Annotated in this window: 18 protein-coding genes; 11 read left to right on the top strand and 7 right to left on the bottom strand. The window is 62.8% G+C overall.

The features are described from left to right. Nucleotides 1-8 precede the first annotated feature (8 nt). Nucleotides 9-869 carry a CoA transferase subunit A gene (locus tag XB14_RS18475; RefSeq protein WP_077963072.1) on the bottom strand — a complete coding sequence of 287 codons (861 nt, stop codon included), beginning with the start codon at nt 867-869 and terminating at the stop codon, nt 9-11. Between the two features lie 169 nt (nt 870-1,038). On the opposite strand from XB14_RS18475, the gene XB14_RS18470 reads away from it, so the two are divergent. Together XB14_RS18470 and XB14_RS18465 are read left to right on the top strand one after the other, a co-directional pair. Then, a complete protein-coding gene (locus XB14_RS18470) occupies nt 1,039-1,794 on the top strand; it encodes an IclR family transcriptional regulator (RefSeq protein ID WP_077963071.1) in 756 nt (251 codons plus the stop codon). A gap of 88 nt (nt 1,795-1,882) precedes the next feature. Then, nucleotides 1,883-2,545: a sulfite oxidase-like oxidoreductase gene (locus tag XB14_RS18465; protein WP_077963070.1), complete on the top strand. Its 663-nt coding sequence runs from the start codon at nt 1,883-1,885 to the stop codon at nt 2,543-2,545. Here XB14_RS18465 and XB14_RS18460 read toward each other — a convergent pair. Next, a complete protein-coding gene (locus XB14_RS18460; protein WP_077963069.1) occupies nt 2,530-3,174 on the bottom strand; it encodes a helix-turn-helix domain-containing protein in 645 nt (214 codons plus the stop codon). The two genes, XB14_RS18465 and XB14_RS18460, sit on opposite strands and share 16 nt — an antisense overlap. Next, nucleotides 3,159-4,628 (bottom strand): amidase, encoded by a 1,470-nt coding sequence (locus XB14_RS18455; protein ID WP_077963068.1) that lies wholly within the window; start codon nt 4,626-4,628, stop codon nt 3,159-3,161. Before XB14_RS18455 ends, XB14_RS18460 begins: the two co-directional genes overlap by 16 nt. Before the next feature lie 167 nt (nt 4,629-4,795). On the opposite strand from XB14_RS18455, the gene XB14_RS32740 reads away from it, so the two are divergent. Beyond that, on the top strand, nt 4,796-5,107 hold the full coding sequence (locus XB14_RS32740; protein ID WP_143348445.1) for a hypothetical protein: 312 nt from the start codon (nt 4,796-4,798) through the stop codon (nt 5,105-5,107). Between the two features lie 53 nt (nt 5,108-5,160). Beyond that, nucleotides 5,161-6,048, top strand: a complete 888-nt coding sequence (locus XB14_RS18450) for a sterol desaturase family protein (protein WP_234804078.1) — start codon at nt 5,161-5,163, stop codon at nt 6,046-6,048. A gap of 47 nt (nt 6,049-6,095) precedes the next feature. Here the strand turns inward: XB14_RS18450 and XB14_RS18445 are convergent, their stop codons facing one another. Next, the gene (locus XB14_RS18445; RefSeq protein WP_077963066.1) at nt 6,096-7,544 is read right to left on the bottom strand and encodes an NCS1 family nucleobase:cation symporter-1; all 1,449 of its coding nucleotides are present in this window, start codon (nt 7,542-7,544) and stop codon (nt 6,096-6,098) included. A 146-nt stretch (nt 7,545-7,690) separates the two neighbouring features. Then, the gene (locus XB14_RS18440) at nt 7,691-8,578 is read right to left on the bottom strand and encodes a helix-turn-helix domain-containing protein (protein ID WP_077963065.1); all 888 of its coding nucleotides are present in this window, start codon (nt 8,576-8,578) and stop codon (nt 7,691-7,693) included. A gap of 128 nt (nt 8,579-8,706) precedes the next feature. Between XB14_RS18440 and pobA the strand changes: the two genes are divergently transcribed. Beyond that, a complete protein-coding gene (gene pobA / locus XB14_RS18435; protein ID WP_077963064.1) occupies nt 8,707-9,879 on the top strand; it encodes a 4-hydroxybenzoate 3-monooxygenase in 1,173 nt (390 codons plus the stop codon). Here the strand turns inward: pobA and XB14_RS18430 are convergent. After that, nucleotides 9,873-10,415 carry a GNAT family N-acetyltransferase gene (locus XB14_RS18430; protein WP_077963063.1) on the bottom strand — a complete coding sequence of 181 codons (543 nt, stop codon included), beginning with the start codon at nt 10,413-10,415 and terminating at the stop codon, nt 9,873-9,875. The two genes, pobA and XB14_RS18430, sit on opposite strands and share 7 nt — an antisense overlap. Before the next feature lie 74 nt (nt 10,416-10,489). Beyond that, nucleotides 10,490-11,404, bottom strand: coding sequence for a LysR substrate-binding domain-containing protein (locus tag XB14_RS18425; RefSeq protein ID WP_077963062.1), 915 nt, complete (start codon nt 11,402-11,404; stop codon nt 10,490-10,492). 300 nt (nt 11,405-11,704) lie between these two features. On the opposite strand from XB14_RS18425, the gene XB14_RS18420 reads away from it, so the two are divergent. From XB14_RS18420 to XB14_RS18395, 6 genes are all read left to right on the top strand, one after another. Further along, nucleotides 11,705-12,811, top strand: a complete 1,107-nt coding sequence (locus XB14_RS18420; protein ID WP_143348444.1) for an extracellular solute-binding protein — start codon at nt 11,705-11,707, stop codon at nt 12,809-12,811. A gap of 113 nt (nt 12,812-12,924) precedes the next feature. Further along, nucleotides 12,925-13,911 (top strand): ABC transporter permease, encoded by a 987-nt coding sequence (locus XB14_RS18415; RefSeq protein ID WP_077963061.1) that lies wholly within the window; start codon nt 12,925-12,927, stop codon nt 13,909-13,911. Next, complete coding sequence (locus XB14_RS18410; RefSeq protein WP_077963060.1) at nt 13,911-14,705, top strand: ABC transporter permease; 795 nt, start codon at nt 13,911-13,913, stop codon at nt 14,703-14,705. The genes XB14_RS18415 and XB14_RS18410 overlap by 1 nt, the downstream gene beginning before the upstream one ends. After that, nucleotides 14,705-15,787 carry an ABC transporter ATP-binding protein gene (locus XB14_RS18405; protein WP_060530477.1) on the top strand — a complete coding sequence of 361 codons (1,083 nt, stop codon included), beginning with the start codon at nt 14,705-14,707 and terminating at the stop codon, nt 15,785-15,787. The genes XB14_RS18410 and XB14_RS18405 overlap by 1 nt, the downstream gene beginning before the upstream one ends. 69 nt (nt 15,788-15,856) lie before the next feature. Next, nucleotides 15,857-16,966, top strand: coding sequence for an NAD/NADP octopine/nopaline dehydrogenase family protein (locus XB14_RS18400; protein WP_179119611.1), 1,110 nt, complete (start codon nt 15,857-15,859; stop codon nt 16,964-16,966). Continuing rightward, nucleotides 16,967-18,132: glycine C-acetyltransferase (locus XB14_RS18395; protein ID WP_077963059.1), on the top strand; the 1,166-nt coding region annotated here is incomplete at its 3' end. It abuts the gene before it with no gap.

Here is an 18,132-nt window from a genome sequence, read left to right as displayed (position 1 = left end):
ATCCTCCCTCAGGCCGCTTTGGCCGGCTTGTTGCCGGCGTGCTTGGCGAAGTCTTCGGGTTTCGCCTCCAGGACGTTTTGCTTGATCCAGGCGGTGAAGCTGTCGCGGTCGCGGGCGATCTCGTCCCAGCCGATGTAGAAGGCGTTGGAGCGCGGATAATAGCCATGCGCATAGGACGGGAAGGCGCCGCCCGGAACGTGAGCAACGGACGTGACCGCCCAGCTCGGCAGCACCAGGGAATTGGGCGACGGCGGGTCGAGTTCGTCGACGATCTCCTCGACCGTGACGATTGAGCGCTTGGCGGCAAGAACCGCCTCCTTCTGCACGCCGACGATGCCTTCGATCAGCACGTTGCCTTTCCTGTCGGCGCGCTGCGCATGGATGATCGTGACATCGGGGCGGATCGCCGGCACGGCGGCCAGCACTTCGCCGGTGAAGGGGCAGGTGACCGACTTGATGTTGGGGTTCACCTTCGGCAGGTCGGCGCCGATGTAACCGCGCAGCGTCGCGAAAGGCAGGTTGGCAGCCCCTGCCTCATAGGCGTTGGCCATGGCGGCGTGCGAATGTTCTTCGATCTCGATCGGTCGCGGCCACTGGTTTTCGACGGCGTCGCGGAAGCGGTGCAGCGAGCCGACGCCGGGGTTGCCACCCCAAGAGAATTTCATGCCACGCGCCGCACCCACGCCGATCAGCTGGTCGTAGAGAATGTCCGGCGTCATGCGCACCAGATAGAGGTCCTTGCGACCCTGGCGGATCACCTCATGGCCGGCGGCATAGGGGATCAGATGGGTGAAGCCTTCCATGGCGACGGTGTCGCCATCCCTGACATTGTCGCCGACGGCCTCGGCGAGCGAAACGATCTTCGCCATGTTTCCTCTCTTGTCGTTGGGGCTGCTTGCGCGCCATCGGGCGGCGGTCGCCTTCCTCTTCCGCATGTCAATAAGCGCCGATCGATGAGATCGGTCAAATAATTTGTGCGATATTTGACTTTTGTTCGTATATCGCACAAACTCGAATAGCGTGATATGGGAGGCATGGATGCGCGAAACCGATTTCGTCAGTGGGTTTGCGCGGGGTCTGACGGTGATCGAGGCCTTCGACGAAACGCGGCCGAAGCTGTCGATCGCCGAGGCGTCGAAGATCACCGGCCTCGACCGGGCGACAGTCCGGCGCTCGCTCCTGACCCTCTCCGAACTCGGCTACGCAGACTACGACGGCAAGTTCTTCGCGCTGACGCCGAAGATCCTGCGCCTCGGCCATGCCTATCTTTCGGCAACGCCGCTTCCGACGATCATCCAGCCCTATCTCGACCACCTCTCGGATCGCGCCGGGCAGAGCGCCTCGGCCTCGGTGCTCGATGGCACGGAGATCGTCTACATCGCCCGCGCCTCGCAGAAGCGGGTGATGTCGATCAACCTGACGACCGGTTCGCGCCTGCCGGCCTATTGCGCCTCCATGGGGCGCGTGTGGCTCGCGGCGCTTCCGGAGCACGAGGCGCGGGAGATCCTTTCGCGTTCGAACCTCAAGGCGAACACGCCCTATACGAAAACCGATCCCGAGGATCTGATCGCCGAGTTCCGCCGCGTGCGCGAGCAGGGCTATGCGCTGATCGACCAGGAACTGGAGCTTGGTCTCTGCTCGATCGCCGTGCCGCTCGAAAACGACCGCGGCCGCATCGTCGCGGCGCTCAACATCGGCGCGCCGGCGGCGCACGTGGCCGCAGCCGACATGGTGGAGCGCTACCTGCCGCTGCTCAAGGAGACGCAGGCGGCGCTGCGTGTGGTTCTCAGGTAGCACGGCCAAGGCCGGTGCTTGACGTTGCGCGGCGCTGCCCTTTTTATTCCCACTTGGCGAGTGAATTCGGGCTGGGGAGCAGAACATCATGACCGACGACGCGCATCCGCCGGAAACCAAGCTCACGACGACGAAGCGGCGCTGGGCCGCCGACGGCAAGTTCCTGACCGGGCGGGTCACCCGGCCGGAGGATGAGCGCCTGCCACCTGGCCAGCATCTGGTCAAGGACTGGCCGGTGCTCGACCTCGGCCAGCAGCCGATCATTCGGACGGAAAGCTGGCGGCTCGACATCACCGGCCAAATCGAACATCCCCTTTCGCTCGACTGGGCCGCCTTCAAGGCGCTGCCGCAAAGCGACAGGCTCTCGGACATGCATTGCGTCACGACCTGGTCGCGCTACGACAATCGCTGGCAGGGTGTCGCGACCCGCGACCTCCTGGACTACGTGATGCCGAAGCTTGAAGCGAGCCACGTCATGCTGACGAGCTACGACGGCTATACGACCAACCTGCCGCTCGAGGATTTTGCCGCCGAAGACGCAATCCTTGCGACCGACTGGGAGGGCCAGCCGATCAGCCGCACCCATGGCGGGCCTATGCGGCTCATCGTTCCGCACCTCTATTTGTGGAAGAGCGCCAAGTGGCTGACGCGCATCGACTTTCGCGAAGGCGACATGCCCGGCTTCTGGGAGCGGAACGGTTATCACATGCGCGGCGATCCGTGGCGCGAGGAGCGCTATTCGGACGACTGATCCTCGGGTCCGTGCCCGTTTGGCGCCATCAGCGACTGCAACCCGGCGAGTTGGTAGCGCCAGAAGAGGTCGATCGCCGCCCCTATGGATGGTGGATCGTCATAAACGGCGAGCGTGTCGGCGATGGTGTCGACGGTTCGCGTAAAGGTGCGCTCCAGCATGAAACGCATCAAAGGCGACAGCGCGGCAGCGCCCTGCGTGTCGGTCAAATAGAGCGATGCAAGCCGGACCATCTCGCGGATCATCAGGCCCCTGACATGGGCGTAGCGTGTGCCTTCTGCGCCGCGAAGCAAGGTGAGGACAACGAGGCGCTGTTCGATCCAGAAGGCGAGCAGCGCCCGCGCGCGCACCGAGCCGCCGGCATCGGCTTCCAGCCAGTTGCCGACCGAACGCAGTTCCCGAATGCGGGCACGCAGCAAGCGCAGTAGTTGTCCGGCGAGCGCCGGTGTCACGATCTCGTGGAAGAGAGCTTCCTTGTCGGTGAAGTATTTGTAGATGTTGCTGGGGCTGGTGCCTGCACGTTGGGCGACGTCAGCGAGCTTCGCTCTTTCGAAACCTTGTTCGGCAAACACCGCCGCGGCCGCCGCCAGCAGGCCTTCTCGCATTTCCTGCTTCAAGCGCTGAGGCATGAGAGCCTTTCTGAAAGTTCCGTGAGTCGCGGCTGCCACGGTGCTGCCTCTTCCAGCTGGAAGGCAAGCGACAAGAGCAGCGCGTCCTCGCCTGTCGCCGCAGCGAGGTGGCAGCCGATCGGCAGTCCCTCGTGCGACCAGTGAAACGGCACCGACATGGCGGGCCAGCCGGCGAAGGAAGCCACGTTGGTAAAGCCGGCAAGGCGTTCGGTGAAGGCAATGAGGTGGTCTGGATCCTCGGTCGGGCCCTCCGTTCCAAGCGGAAAGGCCGTGAAGGGAACGGTGGGCGAAAGCAGCACGTCATAGGCGGAGATCGTCTGATTTGCGCTCGCCTCGGCCCTCATCGTCACGCCGATCGCTTCGGCAATTGCCGCCTCCGGTAGCAGCCTGGCGCGGCGGACGAGCTCGACGGTGTAAGGCTCGAACTGGGTCTTATCGAAAGCGCCGCCCATCGCGGCCGCGATCTGGTCGAACAGACCGGAAAGAACAATTCCCGTCAGATTGAAGAAGGCGCGGCTGGTTTCCGGCGCGTTGACGTCGGGGCCGTCACACGCAATGACGTCATGGCCGAGCGCTTCGCAAACGGAGATGGCGGTCTTCAGAGCGTCTTCGGCCGCTTCGGACACGCCGCTGCCAAAAGCATCGTGCCGATAGACGCCGATCCGCAGCCGCTTCTGCGGGCCGCGGCGCATATCGTCGATCGCAGGCAGCACCCGCGCCGGGTCCCACCGTTCGGTTACGGCCAGCCACGCGGCGCTGTCGCGCACGGAACGGCTGACGCAATGATCGCTGATCAGCCGCGCCGTCGGCATGGTCGGCGGCAGACCGGCATTCACTGTCCGCTCACGGCTCGGCTTGAAACCGAAAAGCCCGCAGAAGGACGAGGGGCCGCGGATCGAGCCGCCACCGTCGGACGCGTGGGCGACCGGCACCATGCCGGAGGCGACGGCTGCCACCGCGCCGCCCGACGAGCCGCCGGTCGAAAGGGAGAAATTCCAGGGATTGCGGGTCGCGCCATGGGCGAGGGTCTCGGTCGTGCCGAGCAGTCCGAACTCCGATGTCGTCGTCTTTCCAAGGACGATCAGCCCGGCCCTGTCGAGCGCGTCCGTATAATCCGATCCGCCTGGAGCGGGTTGTCCCTTGAGCAGGCGCGAGCCGAAGCCGGCCGGGTGGCACGGATAGGCCAGCAGGTCCTTAAGCAGGGTCGGCACGCCCGGGAACGGCATATGCGCCTGCGGCCGCAGATCCCTGGCGCGTTTGCGCGCGAGATCGAAATCCATGGATGCGAGAGCGTTGATGCGCGGCTCGAGCCGCTCGATCCGCTGAATGGCGGCATCGACGAGTTCGAGCGGCGAGGCTTGCCCCGTCGAAACGAGATGGGCTTGTTCTGTGGCGTCCAACGCGGAAAGGCCGTGCGATTCCTGTTGCGGGAGTTCGAGAATGGAGGCGCTCATTTGTTCAGCTTCCTTTGACGACGAAAAGAGAATGATAGATTCTCTTTTCGTCGTCAATGAACGGTTGCATCGCCGAGCGTCTGATTGCATCTTCCCGTCTCCTGCAATGCTGGTGCAACTCACCCCCCGCAAAGCTCGTGGCAACGTTTCAACAAAGGACGTTGTCGATGCGCCTGGCCATTTTACCCATGTGGTTGATCCTTTTCGGTGTGGGCCCAAGCCATGCCGATGAAAACGGAGTGTGGATTGCGGACAATCCGTATCGGGCCGTGCAACCTCTGTACGATCCCTGTCGTGATGGTCGGCTAAGTGATGGAAAGCCGCGAACCTGCGCCGAGATCAGGCGCATGTACGGGCATGGAAAAAGCGGTGGCTGGTCCGAGGAGGACCATCGCCTGGATGCATGTAGCGACGGCCGCGTCAGCGACGGCCGGCCGCGCACATGCCGGGAACTGCTGGAATGGATGGAGCGTCGTTAATGAAGGCAGAGCGCAGAGGCACCGTGTCGAAGCTCGGACAAGTTTTCAGGTTAATGCTCGGATATCTGTCCTGGCCGCTGGTGTTCTTCGGTGGACTGCTCGGCGCGTATTACGCGTTCGCGAGCGCAAGGCCGATGGTCGGATTCGCGGCGGTCTATGCGGCCGCCGTCTTCGTTCTGTTTCTTCTCGAGCGCTGCATTCCCTACGAGCGGGGCTGGCTTCAGCCGGACGGCGAAACGGTGAACGATATCGGCCACACGCTGGCGACGAAGGGGCTGCTGCAACTGGCTGGCCTGATCGCCGCCGTCTTCCCGATGTATGCCGCCAACATCCTGCAGCCGCTCGCAGCGCTCACGTTCGGTCTCTGGCCGTCCGATTGGCCGATGGTGGTTCAGGTGGCGCTCGCCGTGGTCGTCGCCGAATTCGGCCTCTACTGGGCGCATCGCATCGCCCATGAAAAGCTGTTCTTCTGGCGGTTTCATGCGCTGCATCACAGCGTCGTGCGGCTCTGGGTCATCAATACCGGCCGCTTCCACGTCGCCGATTCGCTGTTCAAGATCGCAATGAGCCAAATCCCGCTCTATTGCCTCGGCGCGCCGCTCCCGGTTTTCTGGTGGCTCGGCGCGGTCACGGCCTTCATGGGCATTCTCACCCATTGCAACGTCGATATGCGCACCGGGCCCTTCGACTATCTCTTCAGCACGCCGCGGCTTCACCGCTGGCATCATTCGAAGGACCTTCGCGAAGGCAATATGAACTACGGCGAGAACGTCGTGGTCTGGGACCTTTTGTTCGGCACGTACTACAACCCCGACCGCCCGTCCTCGACCGACATCGGCATCAAGGGCCGGATCGCCCGTGGCTTCCTGGCGCAGTTGACGCAACCTTTCACCAAGGACGGGGTACGTGAAATCCTTGGCCGCCCGAGGCGCGGCTCCTGAGAGATTGGTGCCGTACCCGATCGTCTGACGGGTACGGCGTTCGAAAGCTAGGCAGCGAAGGCGGGTTTGCGCGCGCCGATCCTTAAGACGTAGTAGATCGCCCCGCCGATGGCGACGCCGAAGAACCAGCCATAGGTTCCCCACCAGGCGGGCAGAATGGTGGTGAATGTCGGCAGGATCGAGGAGAACAACGCCCCGACGGCCAAGGCGATGAAGGCACTGCCGTGCCAGCCGCCCTGGAAGCGGAATTCACTGTCCTCGTGATAGAGCGCTTCGACATTCAATTGTCCGCGGCGGATGAGATAATAATCCACCATCATCACCCCGAAGATCGGCCCCATCGTCGAACCGATGAAGTTGACGAAGTGCGCAGCGCCCGTCTCCCAGGGGGCGAACGGGTAGAGGATGAGGGCGATCAGGGCGGCGATGTAGCCGCCGCGCTTGAAGTTGATCTGCCGCGGGAAGACGTTGGCGAAGTCGAAGGCGGGCGACACGAAGTTCGCCACCACGTTGATGCCGAGGGTCGCCACCGCAAAGGTGAGTGCCGCCAGCAGCGCCAGGAACCAGCTGTCGAACTTCGCCGAAATCTGGTCCGGGTGCAGCAGCACTTCGCCATAGACGGCAAAGGCGGCGGTCGTCGTCACGCCGGCAACGAGGCAGAAGGCGAGCAGGTTGATCGGCAGGCCCCAGAGATTGCCCTTGCGCAGCGTCTTCTCGTCGGTCGCATAGCGCGAGAAATCGCAGAAATTCAGATAGAGCGCTGCGAAGTAGGTGATCCAGGTGGCGGCGACCGCGGCCAGCGCCGGGAAGGTGCCGGGCTCCCAGGGCACGCCCGCGTCCTTGGTCTTTTCGATGAGCACGTCGCGCGGAATTTCCGAGCCGAAGGAGAAGGTTCCCGATTTGACGACGAGGTAGACGGCCAGGATCAGCATCATGATCCAGACGGCAGGGCCGGCCCAGTCCTGGAACTTGCGTACGGTCTCCATGCCGCGCTGGATGATGAGCAATTGCAGCGACCAGACGACGACGTAGCAGATGACCTCGAGCGTCGAATGGCCGAGCATGTGGCTGTTCTGGTGGAACGCCAGTATGCTTTCATTGCGAATGAGAAGCGCGACGATCGCGCCGGAGGCAGCCGCCGTCTGCGCGCCGTACCAGAAGCAGGCGACGACCGCTCGCACGAGAGCGGGTACGTTGGCGCCGAAGGTGCCGAAGGAGGCGCGGGCGAGAACCGGGAAGGGCACGCCGGTGCGCACGCCCGCATTGCCGACAAGGCTCATCAGGAAGAAGATCACCAGCGACCCGATACCGATCGCGATCACGAAATTCACGAAGCTGCCGCAGAGCAGGAACAGGCTCGCCGCGAGGTAATAGCCCCACAGGCTATGCACGTCGGATGTCCAAACATTGAAGATGCTGAAGGCGCCCCACCGGCGCTCCTCGGCCGGTGCCAGATCCTCGTTGTACAACGAGGGCGACGGATCGCGTACTGCCATGTCTTCCTCCGTATTTCCTCCGGGTCCCCCTCGGACCCGAGCCTTGATTCTGCTCCCGTTTTGAGTCGTTGCAAAAAGCTTTTTTGAGATTGTATACAATCTCTCCCAGGCTTGCGTGGCCAGCGGCCGAAAGCTGCTCCGGCGCTTTACGCGCCGAGCCTGTCCCGTTCGGCGAGCCGCCAGGCACGCGGCGTCATGCCCGTCTGGCGCAGGAAGAAGCGGGAAAAGTAGGCGGGATCGGCAAAGCCGAGGCGGAAGCTGATTTCCTGCACGCTGGCGCGGGTGAAGACGAGTTCGCGCTTCGCCTCGCCCATGAGCTTCCGCGAAATCATCTCGTGGGCGCTGAGGCCGGTGACGGCGCGCGTGATCCGGTTGAGATGGGTTTGCGACAGGCCGAGTTCGCGGGCATAGGCGGCGGCCGGCCAATGCGCGTGATGGTGTTGCTGCAGGAGGGCCTGGAAGCGCTGGACCCGTCGTTCGTTTTCACTCTCGCCGCTGTCATCCCGCTCGTCGCTCGCCTTGTCGAGACGGGCTGTCAAAGTCAGGACGGAGGTGAGGTAGGCGTCCAGCAGATCTGCGCGATTGCTGCGGCTGGTTTCCCATTCCTTGGCCAGGCGTGTGAGGGTTGCTGCGATGTAGGCAGCGTCGTTACGGTCGTCGAGCCGGATCAGGTGCGGGACGGCGAGCCAGGCGCCAAGGCGGCTGCGCTCGCCGGGCGTTGTCTTCAAGTGCGAAGCAAGGATGGTGAAGACGAAGCCGTCAATGTCGCGCGAGAAGCGGAAGCCGTGGCTTAGCGCCGGCGGAACGGTAATGACCATCGGCGGTTCGATCATGTGGACCGCGTTGCGGAAGACGGCATCGCCGGAGCCGCCGGAAATGTACAAGATCTGAAAGAAGCTCTCGTGCCGGTGTAGCCCGATCTCCCAGTGGTAAAGGCTGCTTCGTGATGGAATGGTCTCGCAATGCAGCCAGAAATCCGGCCGTTCTCCGGTCTTTTCGCCGTAGAGTTCGTAGGTCGGAATCGTCGTTTTCATGCAGCACATCCTGAAGCCATGTTCGATTTGTGCAATTTCATGGCGGATTTGTCCATTGAGAGCGAAGCCGGTCCGGCGCAGATTTTGCCAAAAGACAATTCTGACAAAGAGCAATTCCGGAGGAGAGCATGCGCACCAAGGTGGTCATCATCGGGTCGGGCCCGTCAGGGCTTTTGCTCGGGCAATTGCTGATGGAAGCGGGCATCGACAATGTCATTGTCGACCGTGTCAGCAAGGACTACATCCTCGGGCGCGTGCGCGCCGGCGTGCTGGAGGAAGGCACGGTCGGCCTGATGGATCGCGCTCAAGCCGGGGCGCGCATGCATCAGGAGGGCCTGCCGCATGACGGCTTCTCGCTCGCCTTCGATGGCCGCGATCACCGCATCTATCTCAGGCAACTGACCGGGGGCAAGCGCGTCATGGTTTATGGCCAGACGGAGCTGACGCGCGACTTGATGGAGCATCGCGAGCGCTCAGGGGCTGTCACGATCTACGAGGCGGCCAATGTCCAACCGCATGATTTCGACGGTCATCTGCCCTATGTGACCTTCGAGAAGGATGGCACGGCGCAGCGCATCGACTGCGACTTCATCGCCGGCTGCGACGGCTTTCACGGGATCAGCCGCAAGTCGGTACCGGAAAAGGCGCTCAAGACCTTCGAGAAGGTCTATCCCTTCGGCTGGCTGGGCATTCTCGCCGACGTGCCGCCGGTCGACCACGAACTGATCTATGCCAACCATCCGCGCGGTTTCGCGCTTTGCTCGATGCGTTCGACGACGCGCAGCCGCTACTACATCCAGTGCGCGGTGAGCGAAAAGATCGAGGATTGGTCCGACACGCGCTTCTGGGACGAACTTCGCCGGCGGCTGCCGTCTCATCATGCCGAAGCAATGGTAACGGGACCGTCCTTTGAAAAATCAATCGCGCCGCTGCGCTCTTTCGTTGCCGAGCCGATGCGTTTCGGCCGGCTGTTCCTGGTCGGCGATGCCGCCCATATCGTGCCGCCAACCGGCGCGAAGGGTCTGAACCTTGCCGCCAGCGACGTGCATTATCTCTTCGAGGGGCTGCTCGAACACTACCAGGATCGCTCGAATGCCGGCATCGACGCCTATTCGGCGCGGGCGCTGGCGCGCGTGTGGAAGGCCGTGCGCTTCTCCTGGTGGATGACGACGATGCTGCACCGTTTTCCGGATACCGGCGATTTCGACCAGCGCATCCAGGAAGCCGAACTCGACTACCTCACCCATTCGGTGGCGGCAGAAACGGCGCTGGCGGAGAACTATGTCGGCTTGCCTTACTGAGCGGCGGCGGTGCGGTCGGCCCATTCGCCTCTAAGCATGCCATAGATCGCTGTGTCCCACCTGGCATCTCCGACCTTGGCGGAGGAGCGTCTGACGCCTTCCTCGTAAAAGCCGAGGCTTCGGTAGGTGCGGATCGCCGCCTCGTTGAACGTGTAGACGTTGAGCTCCAGCCGCTCGAAGGCGGGGTCGGCGAAAAAGCGGCGGGTGACTTCGCTGAGGAAAGGCTGGGCGAGGCCTTGGCCGCGCATGCGTGGATTGATGGCAACCCGGGCGAGGCGTCCGACGCCGTTTGCCCAGTCGAGTGCCACCTGCGCATGGCCGGCGAGCTTGCCGTCGACGACGCCTGCAAACATCAAGCGCTCAGGTTCGGCACCTTTGGTTCCGGCGAGCATCGCTTCGAGCTGTGCCGCTTGCAGCGGAAAGGAGAGGTCGGGGCCGCCCCATTGCACCAGCGCCTCCAGGCTTGAAAACCAGTCGAGCATCTCGGGGATGTGCGCTTCGGAAAATGCGTCAACAAGGAGGGGAGCGGTCGGCATGGTTCACCATTTTGTCGGGGCCGCAATCTTGGCTGTGGAGCGGGGCTTGTAAAGCCGCGAATTCCGACACGGCCTCAGTTCGCCTCCATCGCCAGCCGCATATCCTGGACCGTGGCGCGGGTCGCCTCGACATAGGCGTCGACCAAATGGCGGTTTCTTGTCTCGCGCAGCCAGCAGAGGCTGAGATCCGACGCCATGTTGGGGAGGAAGGGTTTGATCGTCAGCCGGTCGCGCTGGCCGAAGGCGAAGACCGGATCGACGATGGCGATCCCCAGTCCGTTGGCGACCATTTCGCATACCGCCGGCGCAAGGGTCGCGTCCATGATGTAGTTCAGGCGGGTGCCATAGGCATCGAGCGTGCTTTCGATCTTCTGCCGGATGCGGTTGTCGGCGGCAAAGCCGATATAGGGTTCGCCGTGGATGTCGCTGGGCACGATCTCCTGTTTTTCAGCGAAGCGATGATCGCGCGGTGCGATGCAGACGAGGTCTCCGCCGCGTAAGGGAACGCATTCGATATAGGGGTTGTCCGTATTGCGATTGATGAGGCCGATATCGACCTGCTTGGAAAGCAGCCACTCGACGATGAACTGCGAACTGCGGATCACCACCGAGATGTAGGCGTCGCCGTGCCCGGCAAGAAAGCGCTTGTTGGTGTCGCTGATGAAGAGGCCGGAAAGCGCCGGCATCACACCGACCGAGATCTGCCCCAGTTCCTCGCGCCGGATCAGGTCGACGGCGCGTTCGATCTGCTTGATGCCGGCGAAGACACGATCGATCTCCTTGTAGAGCCGCATGCCATGCTCCGAAGGAATGAGCCGCCCCTTGATGCGGTCGAAGAGCTCAAGCTCCGTATCTTCTTCCAGATGCGCCAGGAGCTTGCTCACGGCGGGCTGCGAGATATGCAGCACTTCCGCGGCACGGCTGACCGTGCCGCATTCGATCACGGCTTTGAGAGCCTCGATTTGTCGCAGATTCGGTGCGCGCTTCATTTCATAACTTCATTCGGGGCAAACTTGCCCATACCCTAGCTTTGCGCGCGGAGGTTGACAATGCGGCCGACCGAGACCCCTGCAAAATATCGCCGTTTGCCGTGCCGGCTTAAATTCTGGGCTATAACCTTTTGGAATGGATGCAGGCTCAAAAACAATTAGACGGACCAAATTTGCTGCGCCAATCTTTATGCAGGCTGCAACCGGATCGATCCGGCTGCGCGATCGGCGACGGGATCAGAAGCGCGTATGCGCGCTCTGGCGCCATCAAGTCACGCTGGGAGGCGAGAGGAGGAACAAATGATTATCGGGCAGAAGATGAATCGCAGGAACGCGCTCAAGCTGTTGGGGGCCGGTGGCGCAACGGTGCTCGCCGCGCCTTACCTCATCCGGTCGGCGCGTGCAGAGAGCTCGGTTCTCAACATCACCACCTATGACAAGTTCCTGCCGCAGGATTTCATCGATCAGTTCCAGAAGGACACAGGCATCGAGGTTCGCATCCGCCTGACCGATGACCAGGGCAAGCAATACAACCTGCTGACGGCGGAAGGCGCAAATCCGACGACCGATATCGTGACGGTCGCGGGCCACCGCTACGGCCAGTTCATTGGTTCTAAACTGGTGCAGGCGCTGGATACGGCAAAGCTGCGCAACTGGTCGAACCTCAATCCCGCCTATCAGGATGCCGCCTGGGCACGTTACGAGGGCAACCTCTGGGGATTGCCGATCCTCGCCGGCTATGAAGGCCTCGTGCGCAATACGGACTACGTGCCCGAAGCCGACAGCTGGGGCATTATGTTCGACGAGAAATACGAAGGCCTGACCGCCTACATGGCCGGCGATTTCATGTCGATCACCATGAAGTATCTGGGCCATGACGGCGACTTCGTCACCTACACCGACAAGGTCGAGGAGGCCCAGAAGGCCGCCAGCCAAGCGCGCGACCACCTGATCAAGCACAAGCATATGGTTCGCAAATACTACGATGCGGCGAGCGAAGTGCAGCAGATGTTCATCAACGAGGACATCCACCTGGCGCAGGCCTGGTCGGGCCCGGCAGCCAAGCTGATCATGGACGGCGTGCCGGTCAAGCTCTCCGTGCCGAAGGAAGGCACCTACGGCTTCTGCTACACGCTGAACATCGTCAACAACGCGCCCAACGCCGAGAATGCCTACAAGCTGTTCGACGCGATCCTGGCGAACCCCGAGGTCGGCGCGGCGATGACCCGCACCTCCGGCTTCAGCTCGACGATCTCGGGTGTCGACAAGCTGCTCGACGACAGGGAGCGGCTGGCATCGACCCTGCCGCAGGAAGAGCTCGAGCGCGTCACCTTCTTCAGCTCGCTCAACCGCTCGATGAAGAACGAGATCATCGATCGCGCCGTCGCCGAACTGAAGGCGGCCTAAGCAATCGCATTGCGATGACTGACTGACTGACCTCGCCGTGACGGCGGGGTCAGAACGGTGACGCATATCCTGCCAACGCCCGTCGGGTCGCGGACAAGCTTTGGGATAATTCAATGGCCGTCGGAACACATACGGCAGGTGGCGGTCTCCCCGTCCGTGCTGCGCACATGAAATACTCGACCGGTGTGGCGAGGGTGATCCACTCACCGCTCTATCGCTACACCTTGGGCGCCGTTGCCGAGTGGCGATATGGACGCATCCTGCTTCTGGCCGGCGTGCCGGTCGTCTGGATGCTGATGATGCATATCGGACCCATCTACGAGATGCTGCGCATCAGCCTCTTGTCCAGCTACCCGCCGCAGCCGGGTGTCGAGGCCGAATTCACCTTCGACAACTACGCGCTCTTCTTCAGTGAAAAGCTTTACTGGATGCCGCTGCTGCGCAGCTTCATCTATGCGTCCGTCGCAACGGCCGTCACTTTGGTCGTCGTCTATCCGGTCGCCTATTACGTGGCGAAGGTGGTTGCGACCGGCAACAGGTCACGCGCGCTGCTCCTGCTCTTGGCCCCGTTCTGGGCCGGCGAGATCATCCGCATCTTCTCGGTCATCATGCTTCTCGCCAATCGCGGTGCCGTTAACGTGCTGCTCAGGGAAATCGGGCTGACCGAGCGTCCGATCCAGATGCTCTACACCTCGTTTTCGATCAGCTTCGGCCTCGTCTACATGGTCTGTCTTTACATGCTGCTGCCGCTCTATTCGGCGATCGAGAAGATCCCGAAGTCGCTGCTCGATGCCTCAGCCGATCTCGGGGCAGGGCCGTTCACCCGCTTTCGCCGCATCATCCTGCCGCTGTCGCGCGACGGCATCGTGTCCGGATGCTCGCTGGTCTTCCTCACCTGCATGGGCGTGTTTGCCGCTCCCATTCTCCTCGGCGGGCCGACCACCAGCATGTTCTCCGAAACGATCAGCAGCTTCTTCCATGGCGCCAGCAGCCGTTGGCCGGCGGGTGCCGCCTTCGCAATGATCATGCTTGCCGCGTCGCTCGTCACCGTCGGTCTGTTCATGCGGGTCGTCGGCGGCTCGAAGCAAAGGACATTCTGATGCGCGCCATGTTTCACGATTGGCCGGGGCTGGCTCTCAAGTCCTTCTACTGGCTGTTTGTCCTGTACCTGTTTCTGCCGTTGTCGCTGATGGTGGCGGTCAGCTTCAAGGACGCGAGCTTCATTTCGTTTCCGCTCGGCAATCTGACGATCGACTGGTATGCCAAGGTCATTCAGGACAAGCAGTTCCTGGACGCCTGCCTCTACACCATCATGATCGCCGCGGCGACGACGGCCATTGCAACGGTGATCGGTGTCTGGATCGCGATGCTGATAGGGTCGCTGCGCGGGGCCGCTCAGTACGTGGCCTTTGCGGTGGCCTGCCTGCCGGCCGTGGTGCCGGGCATGATCTCGGCGATTTCGCTGCGCATCTTCATCACCACCATCGATCTGCCGACGGGCACGGTCGCCATCATCCTCGGCCACGTCGTCCACGCCGTGCCTTTCGTGGTGGTCATGGTGCTGACGCGGCTGCGCTCGATGCCGGGCAATCTGGTCGATGCCGCGCGCGATCTCGGTGCCGACAGCATCGTCACCTTCTTCCGCGTCACTCTTCCCTATCTGGGACCGGCCATCTTCGGCGGCATGATCTTCTGCCTGCTGCTGTCGAGCGACGACTTCGTCCGCACCTTCTTCCTCGGCGGCTATCGCCCAACGCTGCCGATGCTGATCTTCGCCCGGGTGCAGTCCGGCATGTCTCCGGAGATCAACGTCATGGCGACGCTCGTCCTGGTCGTGACCGCCGTGGTCGGGCTCTACGCAGAATATCTCACACGTCGTTCGAGGATCCGCTGATGCAACCGGTTGTTCAGTTCGAAAATATCCGCAAGAGCTTCGGCAGCTTTGTCGCCGTCGATAATCTCAATCTCAACATCGAGCGCGGCAAGTTCGTCACCCTGCTCGGCCCCTCCGGCTGCGGCAAGTCGACGACGCTGCGCATGCTGGGCGGGTTCGAAACGCCGACCGAGGGCCGCATCCTGCTCTCCGGGCGCGACGTGACAATGGTTCCGCCGAACCGGCGCAACGTCAACATCGTGTTCCAGGATTACGCGCTGTTCCCGCACATGTCGGTCGCGAAGAACATCGCCTTCGGCCTGGAGCTGAAGGGTGTCGACAACCGCCAGATCCAGCGGCGCGTATCGGAGCTTCTGGAACTCGTGCAGCTGCAGGATTTTGCCGGACGTCTTCCGTCCGAGCTGTCGGGCGGCCAGCGTCAGCGCGTCGCGCTGATGCGCGCCTTGGCGCCCGATCCCGACGTTCTGCTTCTGGACGAGCCGCTTTCCGCCCTCGACGCCAAGCTTCGCCAGACGATGCAGATCGAGCTCAAGGCGATCCAGGAACAGACCGGCAAGACCTTCATGTTCGTGACCCACGACCAGGAAGAGGCGCTCACCATGTCGGATACGATCGTGGTCATGAACAATGGCCGGATCGAGCAGATGGGCGATCCGGCGACCCTCTACAAGCGCCCCGGCTCCGCCTTCGTGGCGACCTTCCTCGGCGAAACCAATCTGTTGCATTCCGACGTCGTCGGCACTGACGCCGGCGAAGCGGCGGTGCGGTGGAACGGCATGACGATCAGGGCGTCGGCCGGCGCGCTTTCTCCCAAGGCGGGCGACGCGATCTATGTCGTCCTGCGGCCGGAAGCGATCCAATGTTCGGCGCAGGAGCCGGGTGTCGCCAACCGGGTAAAGGGGCGCATCCGCCAGCGCGTTTTCAAGGGCAACCACACATCGCTCAAGGTCGAGATCGGCGAGGGGCATCTGCTCAACGCGCTCGTCCATCCAAGCGAGGTGGAAGGCTTGAGCCGCGACGACATCTGGGTCGGCTGGTCGTCCGAAGCGACGACGCTCATCCCCGCCCGAAACGCGGCTTAGCCGCAACACCTCGACAGCGGGCGCCCCGGCTGCGCCCGTTACCCGATATCAATGAAAGTGGAAAACGACATGCGCGTAGGTATCGCAGGTGCTGGCTCTATTGCCTTCGGCACCGCTGCACTTCTTGAAAAACTGGGACACAAGGCAACGCTCTGGTCGCCGTCCGGCACCGGGACTGTGGCACTTGCCGACGGAAAGAGCCTGACAGCCGAGGGTGCCATCGAAGGCACCTTCGTTCCGGCCGTTGCCGAGAGTGCGGAAGATCTCGTCCACGATACCGATGCGATCCTCATCGCGCTGCCGGCCTATGGTCACCGCTTCGTGCTGGACGCAATCGGGCCGCATCTGACTGCCGGTCAAGTGGTGATCTTCAGCTCGCACACCTCGTTCGGAGCGCTTTATCTCTCGTCGCTTCTGGCAGCACGCGGCATCACCTTGCCGATCGTTGCCTGGGGCACGACGATCGTCAGCGGCCGGAAGCTCGGCCCTGCGCTGGTGCAGGTGAACACCATCCGCAAGCAGGTCGATCTCGCGACCGTTCCGGCATCGGAAAGTGCGCGGGGCCATGCGGTCTGCACGGCACTCTTCGGCGAACATTTTGTCGATCGCGGCAGCCTGCTGGCGATCGCGCTTTCAAACCTCAATCCGCAAAACCACCTCGGGATCGCGCTCGGCAACATGTCGCGCATGGAGCGCGGCGAGACCTGGGTTCAGGCCCAGAACGTCACCCCCAATATCGGCCGTCTCCTGGAGACGCTCGACCTCGAACGCCTGGCTGTCGCCGAGAAGCTGGACCTGAAGGTGCGCGACATTTTTCAGCATTTCCACCTGTCGTTCCATGTGCCGGTCAGCACGATCTCGCAGATGAACCAGGAAATGCATGAGGCCGGACATAACGGCACGGGTCCTGCGACGGCCGACAGCCGCTACGTGACGGAGGATGTTCCCTTCGGTCTGGTGGTCACGGCGCAGCTCGCGCGCCTTGCCGGATGCCCGGCTGACCTGCACGAGGCCGGTATCCGCATCTTCTCGGCCATGTACGGCCGAGACTTCGAAGGCGAGAACGACCTCCTTCCGGAACTGGGCCTCGAGCGGCTGGATCTCGAAGGTCTCGATGCCCTGTGCCGCACCGGCTTCCCGCCTGTCGTCGCTGTCGATCGAGCCGAGGGACGTGTCTGAATGAGTGATCGCTTCCTCACCCATCTCCGTTCAGAACTCGAGGGCCTGAAGACGGCCGGGTTGTACAAGTCGGAGCGTGTGATCACCTCGAAGCAGGCAGGTGAGATCAAGGTCGCCTCGGGCGAGCGGGTGCTCAACTTCTGCGCCAACAACTATCTCGGCCTTGCCGATAACGCGGAACTGGCCGAGGCCGGCAAACAGGCGCTCGACCGTTACGGCTACGGCATGGCCTCGGTGCGCTTCATCTGCGGCACGCAGGAGGAGCATAAACAGCTGGAGGCACGCATTTCGTCCTTCCTCGGCCTGGAAGACACCATCCTCTATTCCTCCTGTTTCGATGCCAACGGCGGCCTGTTCGAAACGCTGCTCGGCGAAGAGGATGCGATCATCTCCGACGCGCTCAACCACGCCTCGATCATCGACGGCGTGCGGCTGTCGAAGGCCAGGCGCTTCCGCTATGCCAACAACGACATGGCGGCGCTGGAGGAGGAACTGAAGAAGGCCGAGGGCAGCCGCTTCAAGCTGATCGCCACCGATGGCGTGTTCTCGATGGACGGCATCATCGCCAATCTCGGCGGCGTCTGCGATCTCGCCGACAAGTACGGCGCCATGGTCATGGTCGACGACAGCCATGCGGTCGGTTTCGTCGGGAAGAATGGCCGTGGCTCCGCCGAACATTGCGGCGTCGAGGGCCGGATCGACATCATCACCGGCACGCTCGGCAAGGCGCTCGGCGGTGCCTCGGGCGGCTACACCTCGGCCAAGGCCGAAGTGGTCGAATGGCTGCGCCAGCGCTCGCGTCCCTATCTGTTCTCCAACACCCTGGCGCCGGTGATTGCGGCCGCGTCGCTGAAAGTCTTCGACCTGATCGAAAACGGCGACGGGCTGCGTCAGCGGCTCTATGCCAATGCGAGCCTCTTCCGCACAGAGATGTCGAAGCTCGGCTTCACGCTTGCCGGCGAGGGCCACCCGATCATCCCGGTGATGCTCGGCGATGCGGCACTCGCCCAGGAGATGGCGGCGCGCATGCTGAAGAAGGGCGTCTATGTCATCGGCTTCTCCTTCCCGGTGGTGCCGAAGGGGCAGGCGCGCATCCGCACGCAGATGTCGGCAGCGCATAGTGAAGCGGACGTCCGGCGGGCGATCGCCGCCTTCGAAGAGGTCGG

The sequence above is a fragment of the Ensifer adhaerens genome (assembly GCF_002007205.1).
In the GTDB taxonomy this organism is placed as follows: Bacteria; Pseudomonadota; Alphaproteobacteria; order Rhizobiales; family Rhizobiaceae; genus Ensifer; species Ensifer adhaerens_D.
Note: the sequence above shows the minus strand (reverse complement) of the source record. Positions and strands in the feature narration are given on the sequence as shown.